The 23195-nt window shown below is 59.4% G+C and carries 19 protein-coding genes; 4 read left to right on the top strand and 15 right to left on the bottom strand.

All coding sequences use genetic code 11. From position 1 onward, the window contains the following. Positions 1-270 precede the first annotated feature (270 nt). Positions 271-657, top strand: coding sequence for a diacylglycerol kinase (locus R84865_RS09125; RefSeq protein ID WP_435631234.1), 387 nt, complete (start codon positions 271-273; stop codon positions 655-657). A gap of 54 nt (positions 658-711) precedes the next feature. Here R84865_RS09125 and R84865_RS09120 read toward each other — a convergent pair whose 3' ends face one another. Next, positions 712-2121, bottom strand: coding sequence for an aminotransferase-like domain-containing protein (locus R84865_RS09120; protein WP_435639459.1), 1410 nt, complete (start codon positions 2119-2121; stop codon positions 712-714). 163 nt (positions 2122-2284) lie between these two features. Between R84865_RS09120 and pdxS the strand changes: the two genes are divergently transcribed. Next, on the top strand, positions 2285-3217 hold the full coding sequence (pdxS, locus tag R84865_RS09115) for a pyridoxal 5'-phosphate synthase lyase subunit PdxS (RefSeq protein WP_435639458.1): 933 nt from the start codon (positions 2285-2287) through the stop codon (positions 3215-3217). Then, positions 3214-3786 (top strand): pyridoxal 5'-phosphate synthase glutaminase subunit PdxT, encoded by a 573-nt coding sequence (pdxT, locus tag R84865_RS09110; RefSeq protein ID WP_435639457.1) that lies wholly within the window; start codon positions 3214-3216, stop codon positions 3784-3786. Before pdxS ends, pdxT begins: the two co-directional genes overlap by 4 nt. Positions 3787-4147: 361 nt before the next feature. Here the strand turns inward: pdxT and R84865_RS09105 are convergent, their stop codons facing one another. The 11 genes from R84865_RS09105 to R84865_RS09055 form a co-directional block, all read right to left on the bottom strand. Then, positions 4148-4855 carry an SMUG2 DNA glycosylase family protein gene (locus R84865_RS09105; RefSeq protein WP_435639456.1) on the bottom strand — a complete coding sequence of 236 codons (708 nt, stop codon included), beginning with the start codon at positions 4853-4855 and terminating at the stop codon, positions 4148-4150. A gap of 83 nt (positions 4856-4938) precedes the next feature. After that, a complete protein-coding gene (locus R84865_RS09100; RefSeq protein ID WP_435639455.1) occupies positions 4939-5352 on the bottom strand; it encodes an NUDIX hydrolase in 414 nt (137 codons plus the stop codon). Between the two features lie 59 nt (positions 5353-5411). Next, complete coding sequence (locus R84865_RS09095) at positions 5412-6719, bottom strand: LLM class flavin-dependent oxidoreductase (protein ID WP_435639454.1); 1308 nt, start codon at positions 6717-6719, stop codon at positions 5412-5414. Between the two features lie 4 nt (positions 6720-6723). Continuing rightward, positions 6724-7503, bottom strand: a complete 780-nt coding sequence (locus tag R84865_RS09090) for a 3-oxoacyl-ACP reductase (RefSeq protein ID WP_435639453.1) — start codon at positions 7501-7503, stop codon at positions 6724-6726. Between the two features lie 226 nt (positions 7504-7729). Then, positions 7730-8806 carry an AbrB family transcriptional regulator gene (locus R84865_RS09085; protein ID WP_435637940.1) on the bottom strand — a complete coding sequence of 359 codons (1077 nt, stop codon included), beginning with the start codon at positions 8804-8806 and terminating at the stop codon, positions 7730-7732. 130 nt (positions 8807-8936) lie between these two features. After that, positions 8937-9410: a nucleoside 2-deoxyribosyltransferase gene (locus R84865_RS09080; RefSeq protein WP_435639452.1), complete on the bottom strand. Its 474-nt coding sequence runs from the start codon at positions 9408-9410 to the stop codon at positions 8937-8939. A gap of 358 nt (positions 9411-9768) precedes the next feature. Beyond that, positions 9769-10032, bottom strand: coding sequence for a hypothetical protein (locus R84865_RS09075; RefSeq protein WP_435631244.1), 264 nt, complete (start codon positions 10030-10032; stop codon positions 9769-9771). 356 nt (positions 10033-10388) lie between these two features. Beyond that, positions 10389-12866, bottom strand: a complete 2478-nt coding sequence (locus R84865_RS09070; RefSeq protein ID WP_435639451.1) for an acyl-CoA dehydrogenase — start codon at positions 12864-12866, stop codon at positions 10389-10391. Between the two features lie 23 nt (positions 12867-12889). Then, positions 12890-14098 (bottom strand): acetyl-CoA C-acyltransferase, encoded by a 1209-nt coding sequence (locus tag R84865_RS09065; protein WP_435639450.1) that lies wholly within the window; start codon positions 14096-14098, stop codon positions 12890-12892. A gap of 24 nt (positions 14099-14122) precedes the next feature. Next, a complete protein-coding gene (locus R84865_RS09060) occupies positions 14123-16495 on the bottom strand; it encodes a 3-hydroxyacyl-CoA dehydrogenase/enoyl-CoA hydratase family protein (protein WP_435639449.1) in 2373 nt (790 codons plus the stop codon). Between the two features lie 470 nt (positions 16496-16965). Next, positions 16966-17199, bottom strand: coding sequence for a hypothetical protein (locus R84865_RS09055; RefSeq protein ID WP_435631248.1), 234 nt, complete (start codon positions 17197-17199; stop codon positions 16966-16968). A gap of 287 nt (positions 17200-17486) precedes the next feature. Between R84865_RS09055 and glnE the strand changes: the two genes are divergently transcribed. Beyond that, positions 17487-20513, top strand: coding sequence for a bifunctional [glutamate--ammonia ligase]-adenylyl-L-tyrosine phosphorylase/[glutamate--ammonia-ligase] adenylyltransferase (glnE, locus tag R84865_RS09050; protein WP_435639448.1), 3027 nt, complete (start codon positions 17487-17489; stop codon positions 20511-20513). A gap of 166 nt (positions 20514-20679) precedes the next feature. Here glnE and R84865_RS09045 read toward each other — a convergent pair whose 3' ends face one another. From R84865_RS09045 to R84865_RS09035, 3 genes are all read right to left on the bottom strand, one after another. After that, positions 20680-21681, bottom strand: coding sequence for an LLM class flavin-dependent oxidoreductase (locus tag R84865_RS09045; protein ID WP_435639447.1), 1002 nt, complete (start codon positions 21679-21681; stop codon positions 20680-20682). A 239-nt stretch (positions 21682-21920) separates the two neighbouring features. After that, a complete protein-coding gene (locus R84865_RS09040) occupies positions 21921-22631 on the bottom strand; it encodes an MgtC/SapB family protein (RefSeq protein ID WP_435631251.1) in 711 nt (236 codons plus the stop codon). A gap of 267 nt (positions 22632-22898) precedes the next feature. After that, complete coding sequence (locus tag R84865_RS09035) at positions 22899-23144, bottom strand: hypothetical protein (protein WP_435639446.1); 246 nt, start codon at positions 23142-23144, stop codon at positions 22899-22901. Positions 23145-23195 lie beyond the last annotated feature (51 nt).

The raw sequence follows: 23195 nt of genomic DNA, 5'->3' as shown, positions 1-23195 counted from the left end.
TGTGGGGGCTCGCGTTTATCCAACAGGCGGTGGGAAACCACCGCTCGGCACATGCGGCTGATCTCACGCTACGGTGGTGGGGCGGAAGAACGAGCACGGCATCGTTGGTGCGTCTTCCTGCTGTGGATGGCGTGCGCTGGCGCTGAGTAGCACGTCGTGCTTATGAAAACGCCGTGGCGTGCGTAGGCGCGAGCTATCTGTATCTTTTACGAGTCATCGCAAAGGCTTTTCGAAGCGGTGGTGCGGTTACTCGACAATGAGCGTTATGTCATGAAACCTAGACAATCCGGCATTTCCCGGTTGATAAAATCGGCGCACTACTCATGGCGCGGCCTATGTTCCGGTTGGCGCTCCGAGCAGGCCTTCCGCCTCGAAGTAGTGCTGGCGATCATATGTTTTCCCGCCACCTTCTGGTTGGCCAGCAGCTTTTTGGGCTGGCTGATGCTGCTGGGCAGCGCGCTGCTGGTGATCATTACTGAACTGATGAATTCGGCGATCGAAGCCACCGTTGATCGCATCGGCAGTGAATTTCACGAGTTGTCAGGACGCGCCAAGGACCTTGGCTCAGCGGCGGTATTGGTCAGCGCCATCTTTGCCGCAGTGGTGTGGGGCGGCTGCCTGTTAGTGCGTCTTGGTATCTTACCGGTGGCAGGCTAGCGGTTATGGCCGTGCGGGTTATCCTGGCGGCCTTCGTTTCAATGGCGATTCGGCCTAGCCTAACTGCTGCTGCATGATCTTCCCCAGCACCTCATAAATACGCGGTTCCAGCGATTGCGCCACGTTAAAACGCATAAAACGTCCGGCGCTTTGCGACAAGCTGAATACATTGCCTGGTGCAATCAGTACATCCTGCTTGATAGCTTGCTGCGCGATTGCTGCAGCATCCAGTTCCGGCGGTAGCGCCACCCATAGAAACATTCCTCCGCTAGGCTCTAACCATGGCGTCATGCCAAGCTTCCGCACATTGCCAAGCGTTTGCGCGGTGGCCTCTGCCAAGCGCCGCCGAACGGCTTCCATGTGTTTGCGATAGGTGCCGTTACTGAGCAGCATCAGCAGTAGCTCGGCAGAAAAATGCCCCGATTCGAATGCCGTGGCCAGCTTGAGATCCACCAGCCCTTCAAGCCAGTCGGCACGCGCGGCAATGTAGCCAACGCGCACCGATGCTGACAGTGTTTTCGAGAAGCTACCGATATGAATGACCTGCTGTAGCCCATCCAGTGCGGCCAGGCGAGGGGTGGGTATGGTCTCGAAGTCGGCAAATACATCGTCCTCAATAATCGTCAGATCGTGCTGCTCAGCGAGACGCAGCACCCGATGGGCGGTATCAAAGGTGAGCGCCGCCCCTGTCGGATTATGCGGTGCGGCGTTAGTGATGTAGAGACGCGGCCGATGGTGCACCAGACACTGCTCGAAGGCGCTGAGGTCAGGGCCGTTCGGGGTGTAAGGAACGCTGACAATATTAACGCGGTGGGCGCGCAGCATCGCTTGCAGGCTGAAGTAGCAGGGATCGTCGACCAGCACCGTGGCGCCTGGCTCAAGCAGGAAGCGGCACAGTAGATCGATGGCCTGGGTACTGGATTCGGTGAGCATCAGCTGCGCTGGTGAAGCGCTGATACCTCGCTCGCAAATGCGTCGAGCCAGCAATTGGCGTAGTGCTGGCAGTCCTTGCGGGGTGCCGTAGCTGGTTAATGGTGCCAGCGGCTTGCGGGCCAGCGCGCGCAGTCCGCGACGGATATCGTGGTCAGGCATCCAGCTGTCAGGAAGCCAGCCGCAGCCGGGTTTCAGGGTGTCGCTGCCAGCGTCCAACGATTGTCGCGTGACCCACACCGGGTCGATATCGCGTTCAATGCGTGGGCCCGTTTCAGCAATATTGAACGGTGGTAGCCGGTCGCTGACGAAAAATCCTGAACCGCGACGCGCTTCGATCAAGCCTTCGGCAACTAGCCGTTCGTAGGCTTCTACAACGGTCGATTTGGACACGCCCATGGCCGTTGCCTGCGCTCGGATTGATGGCAGGCGACTGCCGTTGTTAAGCGCTCTACGCTCAATCCTGTCGCGAATGTCGTTCATGACGCGGCTAATAAGTGCGCCTTCGCCGCGTCCGCTGCCTGGCGTTTGCATGATGGTTTTCCTGGCCGCTGTACTGCTCGTTTTAATGATACAGTTCGGTTGAATTGTACTGCTATTGTATCTGTTGTTTCTTCTCGACTTAAGCGAGCATCGCGTTATTCACTTCGCTCTTGGTAGAGCAGGTAGTTGACCGTTTCGTTCAGGAGTCAGACAAATGGTAGCGACAATTCCCTCCAATGCATCTCGTGATGAGCGCATGCGCCTAAAAATCGGTCTGGCAGAAATGCTCAAGGGCGGCGTCATCATGGATGTATGCACCGCTGAACAGGCAAAAATTGCTGAAGCTGCTGGCGCGACAGCGGTAATGGCGCTGGAGCGTGTACCGGCCCAGATTCGCGCAGAAGGCGGCGTGGCGCGCATGGCGAATCCGCGCTTGATTCAGGAAATCATGGAAGTCAGCTCGATTCCGGTGATGGCCAAAGCGCGTATCGGTCATTTTGCGGAAGCTCAGGTGCTGCAAAGCCTGGGCGTCGATTTTATCGATGAAAGCGAAGTGCTGACGCCCGCCGACGAAGTGCACCATATCGATAAGCACGTCTTCGACACCCCCTTTGTGTGCGGTGCACGTGATATCGGTGAAGCGCTAAGACGCGTTGCGGAAGGCGCGGCAATGATTCGCACCAAGGGCGAAGCGGGCACCGGCGATGTGGTGCATGCGGTGAAGCATATGCGTCAGATCATGGCGGATATCCGCCGCGTGGCGTCGCTGCGCGAGGACGAGCTTTATGTGGCGGCACGTGATTACCGCGTCCCGGTGGAGCTGCTCCAGCAGGTTGCTAAGGAAGGCAAGCTACCGGTGCCCAACTTCTCGGCGGGCGGTATCGCAACGCCTGCGGATGCCGCGCTAATGCGCAGCCTGGGCGCGGAAGCCATCTTTGTCGGCTCCGGCATCTTCATGAGCGATGGCTACACCTACGCACCGCGTGACGAGGCCGAGCAGCGCGCGCGTGCCATCGTACGGGCCTGCACCCACTACGATGATCCGGAAATCGTCGCGGCATGCAGCGCCGAGTGCACCGGTGCCATGAAGGGGCTGGCGGTAGCGGCACTAGAGCAGAGCCAATTGCTGCAGGGACGCGGTGAATGATGATGCGGGTAGGTGTACTAGCCGTTCAGGGCGCTTATCAGGCGCACGCGGCGCGCCTGCGACTGCTCGGTGCCGAACCGGTGCTTGTACGTAGTGCCGCGGAGCTAAGCGACATTCGCGGCATTATTCTGCCGGGCGGTGAGTCCACCACCATGCTGCGCTTTCTGGCGCGCGACCAACTGCTGCAAGCGTTGACCGACTTCGCTGCTGAGCACCCCGTGTTCGGAACCTGCGCAGGCCTTATTCTGCTGGCCCGCGATGTTGAGCCTCAGCAGCAAAGCCTTGGGCTATTAGACGTGAGCGTGATGCGCAACGCCTATGGTCGGCAGCTCGACTCTGCCATTATCAGCGCCCCCACCGCGCTTGGCGACGACCCGCTCGAAATGGTGTTTATTCGAGCGCCTGCCATTACGCGCGTAGGGGAGGGCGTCACAGTGCTCGCAGAGCGCGACGGTCAGCCCGTGTTAGTGCAGCAAGGACACCTGTTTGGCTGCGCCTTCCATCCCGAACTGTCCCGCGATAATCGCGTGCACCAGCGGTTTCTGGAGTGTGTGAAAGAGGGCGGGTAGAGGAAACGGGGCTCTGCGTGGATTTTTTCGCAGAGCCCCGTTCGACTGTTCTACGATGAAGTTTTCTTGAGTAGCGCTGTAGATATTGCCCTCAACACCTGCAAGAAAAAAGAAAGCCCCTGGGCTCGGCACCTTCCGGAATAAATGGAAGGGCTTACTGCCAGAGGCGTTATGGGCGAAACATAGCCCTGCCTTATACGCTGGTCAAGAGACTTCGCTACATGGCGCTTTTTCGAGCCTGAATTGACTGTTTAGCGGTATGGGAAGGATGTGCCAGTGCCCTTGTTGTTGGGTTAACTGCTTCTCCGGTCCGTTGCATTCCCGCAGCGCTGCATTAAACGTTAGCGTCTGAATGCTCTCACTATCCCCGCAGTTCTCTAATGTACTTATCGATATAAAACGGTTTGTCTTTCGATTTGTACTGCTGGATATAGCGGGGGTGTTCGAGGGTTATTAGCTCGTCGAACAGCTGCGCGCGTTTGTTGAGCTTGTCGAGAAAGGTGCGGTTTTTCTTGCCGAGCACAAAGCCTTTGCGGGTATCGATGCCTAGCGCGATATGCGCTCGCATGGACTCGATCATGAAGTCTTCGACATCGGCAAACAGCGCTTTATCGTCGTAATAATTGGCGTTTACCTCCTTGCCGTTTTTATCCCGAACGATCGCCAGCGGGAACGGCGAGTTAATGTAAATATCGCGATAGAACGCCTCTGCGCCGCCGTAGGCACGAATCATGTCGTAGACAAAGACTGACGACACTTCATGGGTGTGCGCCCATGACACGCTAATACCGCAGTCGCTCTCAAGACGCTTGGTATCGGTAAAGGGAACACCGGTAACCGCTGCGCCGTGGCGACTTGGGTTAATACCAATCAGCATGCGGCGCTGTTGGTTATCCGCGTAAAAGCGATCGTAGAACTGACGCATAACGCTGGGCGTATCAGGATTATCGAGGAAGGGATTGATCACCCGAAACCCTTCCGGCAAGGGGCCGTCGTAGCGTAGGCCAAGGTTGAAATTGACCACCCGCTCGCCAAACGTGTTTCCCTGCAATAGCTCGAACTGACTCATGGATGGCTGCCTTGTGAATGTCACGCTGTGGTTCTTGGTGCTGGCGTGCGCTTGTCTGAGTGGGGCATGATCGATAGCTTGAATTAGAGTGAGCGCGCCGCCTTCAGTGCTGGAATGACCCGTGTTTCAAGCAAGGGAGCCAATGCCAACGAGTCTGAATGCTCTAACGTAAGCCAGCGGAATTCTTCAATTTCAGCAGTGCAGTTAATCTCTTCCCCCGTCATCCGCTCAACGCAAAATACCGTTGCGCTGACCTGACTATCCGCTTCATTGGCAGCTGCTGCGTCGAAGGTGCCGAGCGGTTCGATGGCCCCCGCAGGCTGCACGCCAAGCTCTTCCTGCCACTCTCTGGCAAGCGTGGTGAGCGGTGACTCTCCTGCATCTGGTTTACCGCCCGGTAGCATGAATCGCTCGGTATTCCGTTTGCGTACAACGAGTAAGCGCCGGCGATCATCCAGCAAGCAGCCTGCAACGACACGGATTAGCGCGGTGGACATGGCGATATGAGCCTCGATATCGAATGTTAAAAATGGTGTCAGCGAATGATTGCTCTCGCTCACCGGCGTGTTGGCCGCTCAAGGCCGAGGTGCTCACGCAGGGTCGTGCCTTGGTAGTCGCTGCGAAAGCGGCCGCGGCGCTGCAATTCAGGGATGACATGATCGACGAAGTCGTCCAACCCTTCGGGCAGCGTGGGCGGCATCAGGTTGAAACCGTCGGCGGCGTCGTTGTCGAGCCAATGCTCAATGCGGTCAGCGATTTGCCCCGGCGTGCCTACCATCGTGCAGTGCCCACCGCCAGCGGCCAGCCGACCGAGCAGTTGACGTAGGGTGGGCTGCTCGTCTTCGATAATCCGCAGAATGGTGGCATAGCGGCCTTTGGGACCGTTGAATTCTTCGAGCGGCGGCAGCGTTGGCACCGGCGCGTCTAGCGCCCACTGCGAACAGTCCTGATCGATAAACACTTCCAACTGGCTGAGCGATGACGCCACCGGCAGCGCATCGTCGAGCTGTTGCTGCTGCTGGCGTGCCTCGGCTTCGGTGGCGGCAACGTAGGTGACCAGCCCCGGCATGATCGGCACATCGACCGTGCGGCCTGCGGCGCTGACGCGGCGCTTGATGTCACGGTAGTAGTGCTGGGCTGATTCGATGTCCCAGGCCACGGCATAGATTGCCTCGGCGTAGCGGGCGGCCAGCTCGCGCCCTTGCTCGGACGCACCTGCCTGAAACAGCACGGGATGGCCTTGCGGTGGTCGCGGTACCGTCAGCGGGCCTTCAGTATCGAAGAAACGACCGTGATGCTGCACCGCGCGTACGCGCTCGGCGTTAGCATACCAGCCGTTACGATCCATCTTCGGTTCGCCGTCATCCCAGCTGTCCCACAACGCCTCGACTGCCTGAATCATCTCTTCGGCGCGGGCGTAGCGCTCCGCGTGAGGCGGCATTCTATCGTAGCCGTGATTGCGCGCTTCGGGATCGAACATCGAGGTCACCAAATTCCAGCCCACGCGCCCATGCGAAATGTAATCAAGCGATGCCAATTGGCGTGCGGTATGGAAAGGGGTGCCGAAGGTGCTGGAGATGGTGGTAATCAGGCCAACCCGCTCGGTGGCGCGCGCCATGGCGGACAGCAAGGTAATCGGCTCTAGAAACCAGCGCGGGCCGTCACTCAGTTCGATAGCCGCGTGACCATCGGCGAAGAATACGCCATCCAGCCTGCCACGCTCGGCGGTTTGGGCCAGCGCTTCGTAGAAGCTGACGTCGCCCAAGCGCTCTACCTGGGAATGTGGCTGGCGCCAGGCCGCGCGATGGTGCCCGACACCAAACAGGAAGACATTGAAATGCGCTTGTTTCAGCGGTGCTGTCATGGCGTTAGTCCTTCACCAGGCCGCCGTCGACGACCAGATTCTGGCCGCTGACGGAGCGCGCCCAAGGCGATGCGAAAAACAACACCGCATCGGCGAATTCCTGCGGCGTTGTCACGCGCCGCAGGGGTGTGTTGGCGGCAATCATCTCGAACACTTCGGCGGGGGTGGCACTGGACGCATCGGTGCTGCGCAACAAACCGCCGGATACCATGTTGGCAGTAATGTTATCCGGCCCCAGCTCGTGCGCCATGGTGCGCGTTAGCGACAGCAGCGCCGCTTTGGCAGCGGTGTAGTCGTGGTAGGGCACTACGGGGTTCTGAAACAGATTGGTGCCGATCGAAATAACGCGGCCGAACCTCAGCGCGCGCATGCCGTCGAGGGTTGCCTGCACGCAGTTAAGGGCGCCCTGAATACTGCCTTCAAACTGCTGATTCAGTGCGGGCCATGTCATCTGATCAAGCGTCGCACGGGCATCGCCGTTGAAGCTGAAGCCGATCAGCGCATTGTTAATCACCGTGCTAATTGGCTCGCCGAAGTGCTGCTGCGCCCGTGCCACGAGGGCGTCAATTTGGCTGCGTTGGGTAACGTCCGCCTTCACAGCGAGGACCTGATCGGGGAAGTCGTTCTGTAGCTGCTGTGCGGCGCTTTCGCTGCGGTGATAGTTGACGACGACCCGCGCCCCTTCACGCAGAAACGCGAGACTGATAGCGCGGCCCAATCCGCGCGCACCGCCGGTCACCAGTACGCATTGTTGATCGAGGGGAAGTGCGGTAGCAGCGCTCATGGCGTAGTCCTTGATGAAGAAGGGAAAGAAGCAGCGAGGCGGTGCGTCGCTATCGCGACGCTAGCAGGGCGCGGTGGCGGCCACAACATTGCTGACGGCTCCCGCTTGAGACTCGTGTTAGCAAACCGCATAGCACCTACCTGCCGGCGTGCTTCCACGATAATGGCATTAGCGTTCCCCCGATGCGGGAGCATTAGCGAAGCCCCCGCGGCAGAAATGGCGCGAGCTATCCGTCCGACGCGCTCGGTTTGGCGAATTTGGCAATCTGGGTTGCCATCCATGGGCCAATGAATACCACCGCAAACAAGCGCAATATCTGAAGTGACGCCACGATCCCCACGTTAGCGTGAGTGTCCATCGCAATGATGGTCATCGAATCAAGGCCGCCGGGGCTACTCGCGAGGTAAAGGCTAAGGTAATCGGTATCCATGATGTGGAGCATTACCGCGGCGGATAGCGCGCACAGCAAAATCAGCAATAGCGACGAGATAATCATCAGCGGAATCGCGCGCAGCACGTAAAGCAATGTTTCGCGGTCGAACCGCAACCCCGCATAGCATCCAATCACCGCGTAAGCCACCGACACCAGCGGTGCTGGAAGATCGATATCGATCCAGCCCGCAAGATGCAGCGGTGTTGCTAGCAGTACCGGCCCCAGTAGCGCTCCACCGGGCAGCAAGCGACGGCCAATGGCTGATCCTGCCAGCAGTAGCACCAGCGTGATAATAACGTGAACGGTTTGAAGCTCGTCGGCGTGGGAGGACGCGTGTGCAGATGCGCTGCCGTTATGCAGGTAGTGAGCAGCAACCGCGCCAGTAAGTACCACGCACACCACCCTGACGTACTGCATGGCGGCCACCACGCGCGGATCGCCGCCGTTGTCTTCGGCCATTGCCACCATCACCGAGGCAGCTCCCGGCGTTGTACCGTAAGCAGCGGTACTGCCTGGCATGCCTCCGTAGCGCACATTGAGAATGCCCACCGGAAAGCTCATCAGCAGTGTCAGGAAGGTGAGCACCAACATGGCCAGCCAATAATCGGCCAATGTGGCAAGCACGCTGAAGGAAATCGCCTGAGCGATCATGATGCCAATGGCCCCTTGCCCAAGGTTGAACCAGGGGCGAGGGATGGTCAGTGAAATGCCGCTCAGCGCCAGTGCAATGGCCACTAGCATGGGACCGATGAATTGACCGCCGGGCAGTCCGATGGCGCTCATGGTAACGCTGGCGATGCCCGCCAGCACAATCAGGATCAGCCATCGTAGCGTGAAGGGAAGAGCTGCAAGCGTACCGCGTTGGTGCACTGGTTTGACTCCACTGAGGTTAAGGCGTGCGCTGCGGGGAAGACTATGTTTGCCGACGCGGCGGTCTCGCCGTTGTCGTGAGAGTGTAACAAATCTCGGTCGCATCTAGTGCGACGGGTCGCGCATTACCTCAGCGCTGGAAATAGTGCGCTGCTGCCTCGAACGCCTGCTCCAGCGAGCTATGTAGCGGTTGCTTCACGCTTTCGGTGATCATCAGATTATCGTAACCGCCGAAATCCTCGATCGCGAGGCCGTCGTCGACGACACGGGCGCGGTATTCGCTAGCATCGCTACTGTAGCCCCATACCGGCAGCTCGCGCCCGCGCGCGTAACCGACTTCCCATATCGTTCCTGCATCCGCAGAAGGGCCGCGAAACGGTGACAAATTGGCGATCACGAAATCGGCGCGCTGAATCAGCTCGATATTCTTGGCGAATATCCACGCTGCCATGCTAGGTCCATCGGGTAGCGATGGCAGCTGGTTGTCCATTGGCGTAAGCGCCTCAAAGCCGTAGCGCTGAGCAAGCTGACGCCCTTGTTCTGCGTGCTCCGCTGCGTTGGGATAAAAAACATCTGGGCCTGCTAGATAGACATGCTGCGCCACCGTATCGACTCCTGGGCTGAAGGGTTGCAATAACAGCAGTGTACGGCACCTGGGGGTATTCGTTCAGCAGCGGTTCGATCTTTTGTTCATGGGTGAAGGTAACGGCAATGGATTAGCAGACAGCGTGGTACTGCGATGAAGGCGCTTTGGCACTCATGGGGATGGTGACGGAACGTTTAATCTGAGAAATGCTGGGAGCCAAGTGCGTAACAGGACTTACGGGGAAGGAACTGAGGGTAGGGGAAGAGGGTGGCACCGCTAGCGCTGAGAGAAGCAGGGATCGCCTGCATAAGCGTTAACGGTGCTGCTACTTAATGCGGACCATGGGGTAGGTGTCCTGAACAGGTATTCGTGAGGTTTATAGTACCGAGACCCAGCGACGCGCGCCGTCCCAGTCGTTGCCGCCCTTGGCGACATGGATAGAGCCATCGTGGGCGACTGCCACGGTGTTGGGGCGAACCCGCGATGCTTCGCGCAGTTCCTGATTCCAACCGCGTACGCTGTTGTGCCAGATCATTACAATGCCGCTATGGCGACGGGTTTCTGCGTGTTGGCGCTGCTCGGCGCTGGCATTGGCTGCCTGATGTTCACGCCAGTGGCTGGCCATTTGCTGATAGTTCATGGTGTTCCTCGCTTTAGTGCACGGTTGAGCAATAGTGCGCTGACCGGGCGAACTGCTGTGCCCTGTTCGGGGGCGTCTATCACTCAGGCTTCTGTTAAGAAGCCATGTTCAAAAGCTAGTCAATCAAAGCAACGAATCCAATACTACCTTCGTTTAACGCGAAGGGAAAATAAAATTGCGCATTTTTGTGTTTATAAAGAATGACTGGGATGCCTTTTCTGTTCAGAAAGCATGAAAATCACCATTTTGAATAATTTATTGGAATCGAAGAAATGGGAGGGGTGGGTGGCTGTGTTGTCGCCTTTTTCCACCTCCCTGAGCGAAAAAAACCGCCCCGAAGGGCGGCTTTGGAATGACTACTCAACGCGTTGTCTGGTCAACGTATTGGCCAATTGTTGTTCGGTGTTCTCGACGCCGAAGTCCCCTTTCAGATAGGCAGGGTCGAAGTCATCGGTCAGCAACGCTTCGAAGCGTTCGTTGTCGTACTCCTCGACTAGCGTGGCCTCTTCCTGCGTCAGCACTTGCTTGGCCACGGCATCCTGCAGGCGATCAATAAAGGTGGCACCGCTCACCTGCTGTTTTGCCAAGGCCTTGAGCAGCCGCTCGTAGGCGGGTTCCGCCTTGATACATAAGCCAAACGCGCGTTCCAGCTGATTGACCGGATCGCTCTGCTCGGCGGGTGCGAAGGTCAAGTGAGTCAGGCGCTCGCGGAAACTGCTTTGACTAATCGACTTCTCCGCCAGCTTGCCGCCGAGTTTGTCGGAAGGCGGCTGATAGCGATTGCCACGCGGGAAAATCAACACGCGTAGCAGCAGCGCGACACCCTTGGAGGGATGATTGCGAATGAAGCCTTCGAGCCCCTTGGCGGCCTCAGCCAGTGAGTGCTGCACCCCCCAGTCAAGGTGCAGCAGTTCGTCCTTATCGCCGTCTCCTTCGCTGTGGTAATGCTTCAGCGCGCTAGAGGCAAGATAGAGATGGCTGAGCGTATCACCGAGGCGTGCCGAGAGCTTCTCACGGCGTTTCAGCGAGCCGCCGAGGGTCGCCATCGCAACGTCCGAGGCAATAAACAGCGCCGACGACAGCTGCTCAATCTGCTGGAAGTAGCGGGCGGTAGGGCCCTGCACCGGCGCTTTCAGCCAGCGGCTACCGAATAGCCCTAGCACTAGACTGCGCCCAGCGCGATTCACCGCGGTGCCGATATGCTGGCTCAGCAGCTTATCGAAGGCAGTGATATCGCGGCTGTTAGCGGCTTCCATCTCCTTGAGCAAATAAGGATGGCAGCGAATCGCGCCCTGACCGAAGATCATCAGGCTGCGGGTCAGGATATTGGCACCTTCCACGGTAATCGCCACGGGGATCACGCGGTAGCCAAGCGCAATCGGGTTGCGTGGCCCCTGCTGCACAGCGCGTCCGCCCATGATGTCCATGCTGTCGTTCACGACACTGCGCATCATTTCGGTCATGTGATATTTGGCGATGGTGGTGACCACGGAAGGAATTAGATGGTCCACCGCTGACGCGGTAAGCGCGCGACACGATTCGAGCAGGTAGCTATTGCCCGCAATGCGTGCCAATGCTTCCTGAACGCCTTCGAAGCGGCCGATCGGCATGCGGAATTGACGGCGAATGCGTGAATAGGCAGTGACCGCGCGGTAGCTTTTCTGCGATGCGGCGGTAGAAAGCGCCGGCAGCGAAATTCCGCGTCCCGCTGACAGACATTCCACCAGCATGCGCCAGCCTTGGCCCGCTTTATCGATACCGCCAATCAGGTAGTCGAGCGGAATAAACACGTCCTGACCGAGAATCGGGCCATTCATGAAAGAACTGCCGGGGTAATGGCGACGCCCAATCGAGATGCCCTGGGTGTCGGCGGGCACCAACGCACACGTAATGCCGTAATCGCGCCGCTCAGGATCGATCAAGCCATCGGGGTCGCTCATCTTGAAGGCAAGGCCAATCACGGTGGCCACCGGCGCAAGGGTAATCCAGCGTTTGGAGAAGTTGAGCCGCACGCCGACCACCTGCTCACCGTTGAATTCTCCCTTGCACACCACGCCGGTATCGGGCAATGCGGTGGCATCGGAGCCGACCTCGGGGCCGGTCAGGCCGAAGCAGGGGATTTCGCTGCCGTCCACCAGACCGGGCAGCCATTTTTCCTTCTGCGCTTCGGTGCCGTACTTGAGCAGCAGCTCGCCCGGGCCAAGCGAATTGGGCACCATCACCGTGGTGGCAAGGGCACCGGAGTGGGTTGCCAGCTTGGTAACGACCGCCGACTGCGCATAGGCAGAGAAGCCCAGCCCGCCGTGATCTTCGTCGATCAGCATCGCGAAGAAGCGATTTTCGCGCAGATAGCGCCACACGTCTTCGGGCAGGTCCATCAGTTCGAAGTCGATTTTCCAGTCGTTGACCATGTTGCAGACGGTTTCGACTTCGTTATCGAGAAACTGCTGCTCACGCTCGGTCAGCGTGGTGTAGTTAAAGGAAAGCAGCTTGTTCCACTGGGGCTTGCCCGCGAACAGCTGGGCTTCCCACCACGGCTCACCGGCTTCCAGCGCTTCGCGTTCGGTGGCCGACATCGGCGGCAGCGCCTTGTTCAGATAGCGCATGAACGGCTGCGATATCCAGCGCTGACGCACGCTGGGAATCAGCGCGAGCACCATCGCCACCGCGCCAATCAGGGTAATGATTGCCAGCCACCATGCCATTGCACCGCTGAGCGTTAACACTAGCCAAAGCACCACCCAACTGCCTAGCCAGACCTTGAGCGATACCCCCTTGAAGGCGAGCGCGCCCGCCAGCGCCACGAACAGCACTAACGAAAGTAACGTCATCATTGCTCTATCTCCTTGTACAGGGGCTATACCGCCTCAAAGATGCCAGCAGCGCCCATTCCAGTACCAATGCACATGGTGACCATGCCGTGTTTGAGTTTGCGCTGCTTCAGGCCGTGTACCAGCATGGCGGCGCGAATCGCGCCGGTAGCGCCTAGCGGGTGGCCCAAGGCAATGGCGCCGCCCAACGGATTAACTTTTTCCTGATCGAAATCGAGCTCGCGAATGACCGCCAGCGACTGCGCGGCGAAGGCCTCGTTAAGCTCGATCCAATCAAGCTGCTGCTGTGAAACACCGGCTTGCTGAAGCGCTTTCGGCACCGCGGCAATCGGTCCGATGCCCATGATTTCTGGCGCGACGCCCGCCACGGCAAAGCCCGAGAAGCGCGCCAGCGGCGTTAGCTGGTAATCCTTCACCGCCTGTTCCGACGCCAGCAGCAGTGCTGCCGCGCCATCCGAGGTTTGTGATGAATTGCCCGCAGTAACGCTGCCGCCCTGCGCGAATACTGGGCGCAGCTTGGCCAGCGCTTCGAGGCTGGTGTCTGCGCGCGGTCCTTCATCGGTGCTCACTTCGATACTGCGCGTGGCGATACTGCCGTCGGCCAGCATCGGTAGGCGCTGCTCTACCTCGTAAGGGCGTGCCGACGCCATCAGCTCGCCGCTGTTGAGCGCTGCCAGCGCGCGTTGGTGCGAGCGATAGGCGAAGGCGTCCTGATCTTCGCGACTGACCTGCCAGCGCTCCGCCACGCGTTCAGCGGTAAGGCCCATGCCGAAGGCCACGGCCACTTCTTCGCTGTGAAAGCCGTTGGCGAACAGCTTCGGGCTGAAGGAGGGATGGAAGCCCATCATTGGTACCTGCGACATGCTCTCGACACCGCCTGCCAGCATTAGATCGGCGCTGCCCAGTTGAATGCGCTGCGCGGCCGTCGCAATTGCCTGCAATCCTGAGGCGCAGAAGCGATTGACGGTTTGACCGCTGACCTGCTGCGGCAGTCCCGCGTTAAGCAGTGCAACGCGGGCGATGTTCATGCCCTGCGAGGCCTCCGGCATCGCACAGCCGATTACGGTGTCTTCGATGCGCTCGGCATCAATGCCCGGTGCCTGCTCGATAACGCCACGCAGGCAGTGGGCGAGCAGATCGTCCGAGCGCACGTTGCGGAATACGCCGCGCCCCGCCTTGCCCACTGGTGTGCGGCACGCTGCGACGATGTAAACGTCCTTGAGTGAAGTAGTCATGCTTATATCTCCTGATCGCGGCAATCAGTTGCGCAGCGGTTTGCCAGTGGTCAGCGTGTGCTGAATGCGGGCGATGGTTTTCTCACTCATTCCCAGCGCGACGAAATTTTCACGCTCAAGGCGCAGCAGCCACGCCTCGTCAACGCGCTCGTTGGCATCGACATCGCCGCCGCACAAAACGGTCGCAATGCGGTGGGCAATGTTGGCGTCGTGTTCCGAGATCATGCGGCCTTCCAGCAGATTGACGATCTGTGCATCGAATAGCGCAATGCCGTCGCGCCCCGCAACGCGAATGCGCTGAGCTGGCAGCGGCGGGCGATAGTTGGCAGCGGCCAGCGCTAGTGCCTGCTGGCGAGCTACGTAGAGCAACTCGAAGGGGTTGAGAATCACGGTATCGGAATGGCGCAGCAGGCCAAGCTGCTGAGCCTCGCGCGCCGAGGTAGCGACCTTGGCCATCGCGGTACATTCGAAGGCGCGTTTAAGTTCGCCGATCAGGTCACCTTGGTCGCCTTGAGTAAGTGCCGCGCGCAGCGCGAATTCCTTCAGCCCTCCGCCTGCGGGCAGCAGCCCTACGCCTGCTTCCACCAGCCCCGGATAGCTTTCCAGCGCGGCGACCGTCAGCGCTGAGTGCATCTGAATTTCGCAGCCGCCGCCCAGCGTGGCACCCTGAATGGCCGACACCACTGGCACCTGGGAATACTTGATGGTGTGACTGGCTTTCTGGAAGTTGGCGACCAGATGGCTAAAGGTGTCGCGGTCGCCGCTGCTCAGGCTTTTCACCGCATTTTTCAGATCAGCGCCATAGGAGAAGGGCGCGGTGGGGTGCCAGATCACCAGCGCCTTGAAGCGCTGCTCGGCAATCGCCACCGCTTCTTCCACGCCCTTAAGAACGTCCGGCGAAATCACGTGACCATGGGTGGTGAAGCTGGCCACCAGCACGTCGTCGCCATCGTGCCAGGCGCGTACTGCGCCGTTGTCGAACACCGTCTCGCCTGCGTTGAGCGGATCATCAAGCAGTCGCTCAGGCGCGCGCTGGCGTTGGTAGACCGGCAACTGCTGACGTTTTACGTAGTTTCCTTCGCCGGGGGCATAACTGTTGCCATGCTGGTAAACGCCGTCTATCTCATCGACCCAGTCAGGCAACGGGGTATCGCTCATGCTGTTGCCGGCAGCGATATCGTCGCGAATCCACTGTGCAACCTCACGCCAGCCAGCGGCTTGCCAGCTTTCCAGAGGGCCCTGCTGCCAGCCGTAACCCCAGCGTATAGCAAGATCAAGATCGCTGGCGCTGTGCGCGATGTGTTCAAGCTGCACCGCGCTGTAATGAAACAGATCGCGCAGGCTTGACCAAAGCAACTGCGCCTGCGGCTGGTCGCTGTTGCGCAGCGCTGCGAGCCGTTCATGGGGCGATTTGATCGCCAGAATTTCAGCGACTTGCGGCGCTACCTTGCCCTCACCTGCGGCGTAATCGAAGGTGGCCGGGTTGAGCACTTCGATGGTTTTGCCGCGCTTGCGATAGCAGCCTGCGCCGCTTTTCTGCCCCATCGCGCCGGCATCGATGAGTTTCTGCGCCCAGTCGGGGGTAACGAAGTAGCGATGCCAGGGATCGTTCGGCAGGCCGTCGCGCATGGTCGCAATCACGTGGCTGGTAGTATCCAGCCCTACCACATCGAGGGTGCGATAGGTGGCGGATTTAGGACGCCCAAGCGCCTTACCGGTCAGCGCATCGACCTCATCGAATGCGAGGCCTAAACGTTGCGCGTGGTGCACCACCGACAATAGCGAGAAAACCCCGATGCGATTGCCAATGAAGTTGGGCGTGTCGCGTGCGCGTACCACGCCTTTCCCAAGCGTGCTGACCAAGGTGCTTTCCAGCGCGTCCAACAGCGCTGGGTCGGTGTCGTGGGTCGCAATCAGCTCAACCAGCGTCATGTAGCGCGGCGGATTGAAGAAGTGCACGCCGCAAAAGCGCGGCTTGAGGCTTTCCGGTAGGCCTCGCGCCATGTCGTTGATCGACAGCCCCGAGGTATTCGACGCCACAATGGCGTGATCGCTGATATAGGGCGTGATCTTCTGATAGAGCGAGTGCTTGATATCGGCGCGCTCGGCAACCGCTTCGATAATCAGATCGCAGTCGCGCAATTGCTCCAGGTCATCATCATAGTTGGCGGGGACGATGGCCTCGGCCAGCGACGCCAGAGCCAACGGTTTCGGCGACAGCTTGGATAACCGCTTGATCGCCGCGATGGCGATCTTGCTGGACGTTTTGCCTTCGTGATCAGCAAGGTCGTAAAGCCGGGTGGGAATACCCGCATTAACAAGGTGCGCGGCAATTTGCGCGCCCATTACGCCAGCACCGAGAACCGCAGCAGAGCGAATGGAAAGGGGCACCGACATAGAAGCCTCCACAACGATCGGACAGTGAAAACGGAAAGATTCAAACGATCGTTTAAAAGCTAGTCGGTTGGCTTCTCAAGCGATAGTGGTCTTATGGCTAATAGCCGAAAGGTGTAGAGGCCTGAACCCCGCCCCGGCGCTGATATTCGGCAATTCTGGCGAGCGAATACGTGCGGCAAGCGTGATGAGCGCAGGCATTTTGGGGCCCAACACGCGAGGTGCCACAACGGCATAAGCAGCTACAGGCGCGAAACGCGTAGCGAGCATTCGACTGGCGACGGAAAGGGCGATAGAGAAACGAGATAGGAGGGTGCGGGTGGCCGGGCGCTGCTGAGGTTACTCAGGCACAGGGGACTCGATCAGAAGCGTGCATTGACGCTGGTGCGGGCCGATGAGCCGCTGAGTAATGATCAGTCCGTATGAATAGCACGCGGGCGGTGGCGTTAAGCACACCACCGCCCGTTCAGCCGTTATGCGATCGCTGCTTCTGCTTCGCGTTCGGCCGCCTTGATAAACAGCTCGGTGAGCTGTTCAGGGGTACGACCAGCAGCAACGGCGGGCAAGAACTGGTGGGTATAGACGCAGCGTTCACCCATATAGGCGCGAAAACGATACGTATTCTTTTCGGGAAGCCGTTCAAACACTTCGATACGGTAGCGGGTGTCGCGATGCGCAGGCGTTGGGAGATGACGAAAACGAGGCATGAATTGCTCCTTCGTTGCTCGACAGCGGCGAAGATGCGCTGTGTATCCTTACAAAATGGGCGAGTGCGGTAGGGCCGCTCGCGGTCACGGTGGGTACATTAGCGCGCCGCTATGACCGTATCGTGACAGCAGTACGCCATAGTCCCCGCTTATAGCGGGCCAAAACGGCTCGCGTGATCAAGCGCCGTTATGGCGATTGCGCCAAGCAGCATGGCGGCGGGTTCGCTACACTGGGCCGGTATTCCTGGTCGTTGTTCCAGGCTGGTTTGTCTTCGGAGGTTTTTGCGGTGTCCGTTTCTCCTTCTTCCAGCGCATCTGGTGCGCAGCGTCAGCAGCTCATCGACGCCGCGCGTGATGCACTTGCTGATATTCCGCTGGCCTCTCGGTGTCGTGGACTGCCCAGTTTGCTGCACGTGACAACGGTGTCGCGCTTCGTGCTCGAATCGCTACAGCGCGATCCGGCGCTGCTCGAGCGTTTGGCGGAGCATGACGAACTGCGGCGTCCTCCTTCACGCGAACAGATGCATATGCGGCTGCATGAGGCGCTCAGTGCGTGTAACAGTGAAGAAGCCCTTGCGACGACGCTGCGCACTCTGCGCCGCGAGTGGATGGTCGGTATTATTTGGCGCGATCTGTGTCGCGATCAGTGTGCTTCGTCTGAAGGCAGCGTGAAAAGCGCGTGGGATACCGCAGCGGCGGTGTCTCAGTTAGCGGAAGTGATGGTGCAAGGGGCGCTAGGCTGGCTGGAAGAATTTCTGGCGCCGCGCTGGGGACGCGCCTGGTACAAGGATGGCGGTGCCATGTCGCTGATTGTGCTGGGCATGGGCAAGCTGGGCGCCGGTGAACTTAATTTGTCGTCCGACATCGACCTCATCTTCGCCTATACCCACGACGGCGATACTCAAGGCGGTAAGCGCTCGCTGGCGCATCTCGATTATTTCACTCGAATGGGTCAGAAGCTGATTCGTGCCCTTGATAGCACCACCGTCGATGGCTTTGTCTTTCGCGTCGATATGCGACTGCGGCCGCTGGGCGAAGGTAGCCCGCTGGTGGCGAGTTTCGCGGCGCTGGATCGTTACTATCTCGAACAGGGCCGCGAATGGGAGCGCTTTGCGCTGGTCAAGGCTCGCCCGATTGCAGGCGATATCGAGGCAGGCGAAGCGCTGCTTGAGCGTTTGGCGCCGTTTATCTATCGGCGCTATATCGATTACGGGGCCATTCAGTCGCTGCGCGATACCAAGGCGATGATTAATCGCGAGGTGCGACGGCGCGGCCTGCACGACAATATCAAGCTGGGCGCGGGCGGTATTCGCGAAGCGGAATTCGTCGTGCAGGTGTTCCAATTGGTGCGAGGCGGGCGTGATACCGAGCTGCAAACCGCGTCGTTAAGACGTGCGATGGAGACGCTGAGCGCTTTGGCGCTATTGCCAAGCGAGCAGCTCACCGCGCTGGAGTCCGACTACCTGCTGTTGCGTGACGTTGAGCATGTACTGCAAGCGATGGATGACCGTCAGACCCAGGACCTGCCTGATAATGATGCCGACCGCGAGCGCCTGGCACTGGCACTAGGACGTGCTGGTTGGCCGCAGCTGGAGGCTGAGTTGGACGCACTGCGCCAGCGCATTCATAGCGTGTTCGACGCGATTATTTCCAGTGACGACGAGCCGCAGGCTGACGATGCTAATGGTCCTGATGTGCCGGAGTGGCATGCGCTGTGGCAAGGCGATCTCGACAATGAAGAAGCCTGCGCCACGCTATCGCAGTATGGTTTTGTAGAGCCGGCACGGTCGCTATCGCTGCTGAGGGGGCTGGCAAACTCCCATGCGGCTCGCGCGATGCAGCGCATTGGCCAGCAGCGGCTGGATGCGCTGATGCCGTTGTTGCTGGCGTCCATCGTTAGCGAGTATCGGCAAACCATCGATGCCGACAGCCAGCCCGCCGAGCATGCTCCTAGCAGCGCACGCTTGCGTGTGCACTATCGTGATCAGCCTCCCGACGTGGTGCTGGCGCGTGTTCTACCGCTAATCGAAGCAGTGCTACGGCGCACCGCGTATCTGTCGCTGCTGCGTGAAAGCGACGGCGCGCGCACCCAGTTGATTCGCCTATGTGCAGCGAGCCCGTGGGTGGCCGAAGAGCTGGCACGCTATCCCCACCTGCTCGATGAGCTGCTGACCCCCGAGACGCTCTATACCCCGCCCGACCGCGAGAGTCTGACCACCGCACTGGATATGGCGCTGCTGCGGATTGCCGAAGACGATGAGGAAGCGCAGCTCGAAGCGCTGCGCATGTTTAAGCATGCTCAAGTGCTGTCGGTGGCGGCGTCTGATTTGGCCGGGCTACGCCCACTGATGCAGGTGAGCGACGCGCTAACGCTGATTGCAGAAGTGATTGTCGAGCGTGTGGTGCAGATCGCCTGGCGCCGCATGGTGGGACGCTATGGGCAGCCGCAGGCCGCGCTGGTCCAGTCAGACGCGCCGGGCGATGCGCCGGGTATGGCGGTGATCGGCTATGGCAAGCTGGGCGGCATAGAGTTGGGATATGGCTCGGATCTCGATCTGGTGTTTATCCACAATGGCACTGCCGGTGGCGTTACCGATGGCCCACGTCAGCTTGATAACAACGTGTTCTTCACTCGGCTTGGGCAGCGCATCATTCATATGCTGACCGTCGTTACCCCCAGCGGGGTGCTCTATGAGGTGGATATGCGGCTGCGGCCTTCGGGCAATTCGGGGTTGCTGGTGTCATCGCTGAGCGCGTTTGGCGACTATCAGCGCCAGCACGCCTGGACCTGGGAGCATCAGGCGCTGGTACGGGCACGCGCCATTGCCGGTCATTCGCAGCTGCAGCGCGACTTTGAGCAACTACGCCGCGATATTTTGCAGCAACCGCGTGATCGCTCGGCGCTGCGCCAGGAAGTAGTGAGCATGCGGCACAAAATGCGCGAGCACTTGAGTTCCTCGAAAACCCACGCGGATGGTTTCGATCTGAAACAAGACGCTGGCGGCATGGTGGATATCGAATTTATCGATCAGTACGCGGTGTTGGCCTTCGCCAGTGAACATCCGGCATTGTGCGAGTGGAGCGATAACGTACGTATTCTTGAGACGCTGAGTGAGTGCGGCTGCTGGCCCAGCGACGCCATCGAGGCGCTGCACGATGCCTATCTTCGCTATCGCGATGCCAATCACTTGAATGCGCTAGCCAAGCGCGGCGCACGGGTGGCAGCCACGGCGTTTGCCAAGGACCGCGAGCGCGTTACCGCCTGCTGGCAGCACTGGATGGAAGAAGGCAGCGTCGAGGCAGGGTGTCGCTGATATTTCACACCCTTCATGGTCATGTGTGAGACCGAGCGCTCTACATCGCGCCGTGCCCCTTGTTGCAAAACGAAATAGCCCGCATTGAGCGGGCTTTTTTTGGGATACGCATACGCCGCTAGCAGCCACTTTATTACCAGTGGCAGCGGCGGTGCGAGCTGTGCGCTTACCTTCCTTGCAAATTGGCGATATCCGCCACGATGTCGTAGCAGCGCAGGCGATCTTCCAGAGCGTAAAAGTCGGCGTTGAGCATGAGCTCATCGGCCTGGGTTTGCTCGAGCAGTTCATTCAGTCCATCGCGCACGCGCTCGGGGCCGCCAATCACCGCCGCTGAAAGATGCTCCTGCACCTGTGCGCGTTCGATGGGTGACCAGTCCAATGAGGCAACGGGTGGGCGTGCGCGCGTCGAGCGGCCGCGTCGCAGGTTGAGAAACTTCTGCTGCGCGACGCTCGCATGGTACTCGGCCTGTTCGTCACTCTCCGCAGCGACCACCGGAATGCATAGCATCGCGTAGGGTTCGGCCAAATAGTCGGAAGGCGTGAACTGCTCGCGGTAAAGGCGCAGCGCCTGATGCATATAGGCCGGGGCGAAGTGGCTGGCGAAGGCAAAAGGCAGGCCCAGACGTGCGGCAAGCTGTGCGCTGAAGCCGCTTGAGCCCAACAGCCAGATCGGTACCTGCGTGCCTTGCCCAGGAATGGCGCGAATGCGCTGTGCCGGATGCGGTTCACCGAGATAGTTAAGCAGCTCGATGACATCATCGGGGAAGGTGTCGGCAGCGCTGTAGTCACGGCGTAAGGCGCGTAGGGTCGCGCCATCGGTTCCGGGAGCGCGGCCCAGCCCAAGATCAATGCGGCCGGGGTGAAGGGTCGCCAGAGTGCCGAACTGCTCAGCGATCACCAGTGGCGCATGATTGGGCAGCATAATGCCGCCGCTGCCGAGCCGAATAGACTCGGTGTGATCGGCAACGTGCCCCAGCAGCACTGCAGTGGCGGCACTGGCGATGCCATCAATGTTGTGGTGCTCAGCCATCCACAGGCGCTTATAGCCAAGCGTTTCAGCGCGCTGTGCCAGCGCCACCGAGTTCTGGAAGCTCTCGGCCGCGCTGCCGCTGTCTCGAATCGGCGCTAAATCGAGCACAGAGAGCGGGGTGTTGGTTAAACGTGACATGACAAAATCCTCGAAGCTTCGCGCGTAAAACGCGCGGGTATGCTGTTACATGTGGGGATGTTTCGAGGTCTCTGCAAGCTGGAAGGTGCCTGCGCTCAGTGATGCGGCGTTGAACATCTCCGCAAGATGCTCATTTACCCCATGTAAACTCCGCTCTTTTGTCGAAGTTCGCCTTGCCTGACTATCGCTCGGCGACCTTCCTGGGAAGGGCTGCGCTCAGTGACGCGGCGTTGAACGCCCTACATATCGTCGTCTTCGGCGCTGTGAACGTTGAGCACGCCGTCGATTTCGCCAAGCTGGCCGACCAGGTTCGGTAGCCGTTGCTTACCGCGTAGATCGAGGGTAACGCGTACGCGCTGTTTGCCATCGGTCTCGCTGCCTTTATTGACGTTGAAGCGTTCGACGGTGAAGCCCATGTTGGTGCAGCGGGCGAGTATGTTGCCAAGCACTCCGGCGTCGTTGTAGTAGGAGATCGAAAGCCGTACCGGTAGCAATTGGTTATTGCGCAGGGTGCGGAATAGCCGTGGGAACAGCAGCATGGTGACGAAGTGTCCGGCCGTTACGAACAGCGCGATGCTGAATAGTCCTGCGCCGCAGGCCATGCCGATGGCCGAGGTAAGCCACACTGACGCGGCGGTGGTCAGCCCCTGCACGTTGTCGCGGCGCATGAAGATTACGCCGCCGCCAATAAAGCCGATGCCGGACACAATCTGGGCTGCCACACGCGAGGGATCGATCGACACGTTGGGATCGCCGATCATATCGTTAAAGCCGTATTTCGACACCAGCATAATCAACGCAGAAGAGAAGCCCACCACCGTACAGGTGCGTAGCCCGGCGCTTTTGTGACGAATTTCTCGCTCCAGCCCGATTAATGCCGAGAGCACAAAAGCGAGTGTTAAAGCGGCTAGCTGTATTCCTAAGCCAAATTGGCCTTCAATCGTTGGCATGAGGTGCGTGTTCCTTGGTGTGTACGTTGTTATGTTGTCTTTCTATCGTGCTGACGGTGATGTTAACTGATGCCATCAGACGACCTCGCGACAGGCGGTCAGGGGCGGCGGCGGTGGCTGCAACAGAATGACCGTTCAGCATATATCTTCAGATAGTTAGCAGTGTTGTAGATTTTAAGCGCGCTCTCAAGGGGCGCTGTTTCAGCCCAATAAAAAAGCCGAACGTGAATGTTCGGCTTTTTTAATGTCAGCAGCGTAACAGTCGTATTACGGCAGTTGATCTTCGCTGCTGTCGTTGGCGGCACCGCCGACGTTTTTGCGGTGCTTGCGCAGCGCGCTACCTACTGCCGCAGCGCCTGGCGCGGTAGAGCTTGCACCGTTGCCCCAGTCCGACGCGTAAGCGTGGTTCATTTGCGCGTAATCGAGTCGCTTATCGACCCAGCGCAGTATCACCAGCTGCAAAATCATTACCGCGATGCAGATCAGGGTGCTTTCGATATCAAGCATCAACATGGTGGTTACCTCGTGGCCCGGCGGCGTGTGGTTCTGTCGTCGGGCGATTCA

This window comes from Carnimonas bestiolae, from assembly GCF_051251145.1.
In the GTDB taxonomy this organism is placed as follows: Bacteria; Pseudomonadota; Gammaproteobacteria; order Pseudomonadales; family Halomonadaceae; genus Carnimonas; species Carnimonas bestiolae.
The sequence above is the reverse complement of the archived record's forward strand: the minus strand, read 5'-3'. Positions and strand labels throughout refer to the sequence as shown.

What these genes read in the sequence shown, in the direction of transcription:
- R84865_RS09125 (WP_435631234.1), top strand. Translation starts at nt 271, where the DNA reads ATGAAACCTAGACAATCCGGCATTTCCCGGTTGATAAAATCGGCGCAC.
- R84865_RS09120 (WP_435639459.1), bottom strand. Translation starts at nt 2,121, where the DNA reads ATGCAAACGCCAGGCAGCGGACGCGGCGAAGGCGCACTTATTAGCCGC.
- pdxS (WP_435639458.1), top strand. Translation starts at nt 2,285, where the DNA reads ATGGTAGCGACAATTCCCTCCAATGCATCTCGTGATGAGCGCATGCGC.
- pdxT (WP_435639457.1), top strand. Translation starts at nt 3,214, where the DNA reads ATGATGATGCGGGTAGGTGTACTAGCCGTTCAGGGCGCTTATCAGGCG.
- R84865_RS09105 (WP_435639456.1), bottom strand. Translation starts at nt 4,855, where the DNA reads ATGAGTCAGTTCGAGCTATTGCAGGGAAACACGTTTGGCGAGCGGGTG.
- R84865_RS09100 (WP_435639455.1), bottom strand. Translation starts at nt 5,352, where the DNA reads ATGTCCACCGCGCTAATCCGTGTCGTTGCAGGCTGCTTGCTGGATGAT.
- R84865_RS09095 (WP_435639454.1), bottom strand. Translation starts at nt 6,719, where the DNA reads ATGACAGCACCGCTGAAACAAGCGCATTTCAATGTCTTCCTGTTTGGT.
- R84865_RS09090 (WP_435639453.1), bottom strand. Translation starts at nt 7,503, where the DNA reads ATGAGCGCTGCTACCGCACTTCCCCTCGATCAACAATGCGTACTGGTG.
- R84865_RS09075 (WP_435631244.1), bottom strand. Translation starts at nt 10,032, where the DNA reads ATGAACTATCAGCAAATGGCCAGCCACTGGCGTGAACATCAGGCAGCC.
- R84865_RS09070 (WP_435639451.1), bottom strand. Translation starts at nt 12,866, where the DNA reads ATGATGACGTTACTTTCGTTAGTGCTGTTCGTGGCGCTGGCGGGCGCG.
- R84865_RS09065 (WP_435639450.1), bottom strand. Translation starts at nt 14,098, where the DNA reads ATGACTACTTCACTCAAGGACGTTTACATCGTCGCAGCGTGCCGCACA.
- R84865_RS09060 (WP_435639449.1), bottom strand. Translation starts at nt 16,495, where the DNA reads ATGTCGGTGCCCCTTTCCATTCGCTCTGCTGCGGTTCTCGGTGCTGGC.
- R84865_RS09055 (WP_435631248.1), bottom strand. Translation starts at nt 17,199, where the DNA reads ATGCCTCGTTTTCGTCATCTCCCAACGCCTGCGCATCGCGACACCCGC.
- R84865_RS09045 (WP_435639447.1), bottom strand. Translation starts at nt 21,681, where the DNA reads ATGTCACGTTTAACCAACACCCCGCTCTCTGTGCTCGATTTAGCGCCG.
- R84865_RS09040 (WP_435631251.1), bottom strand. Translation starts at nt 22,631, where the DNA reads ATGCCAACGATTGAAGGCCAATTTGGCTTAGGAATACAGCTAGCCGCT.
- R84865_RS09035 (WP_435639446.1), bottom strand. Translation starts at nt 23,144, where the DNA reads ATGTTGATGCTTGATATCGAAAGCACCCTGATCTGCATCGCGGTAATG.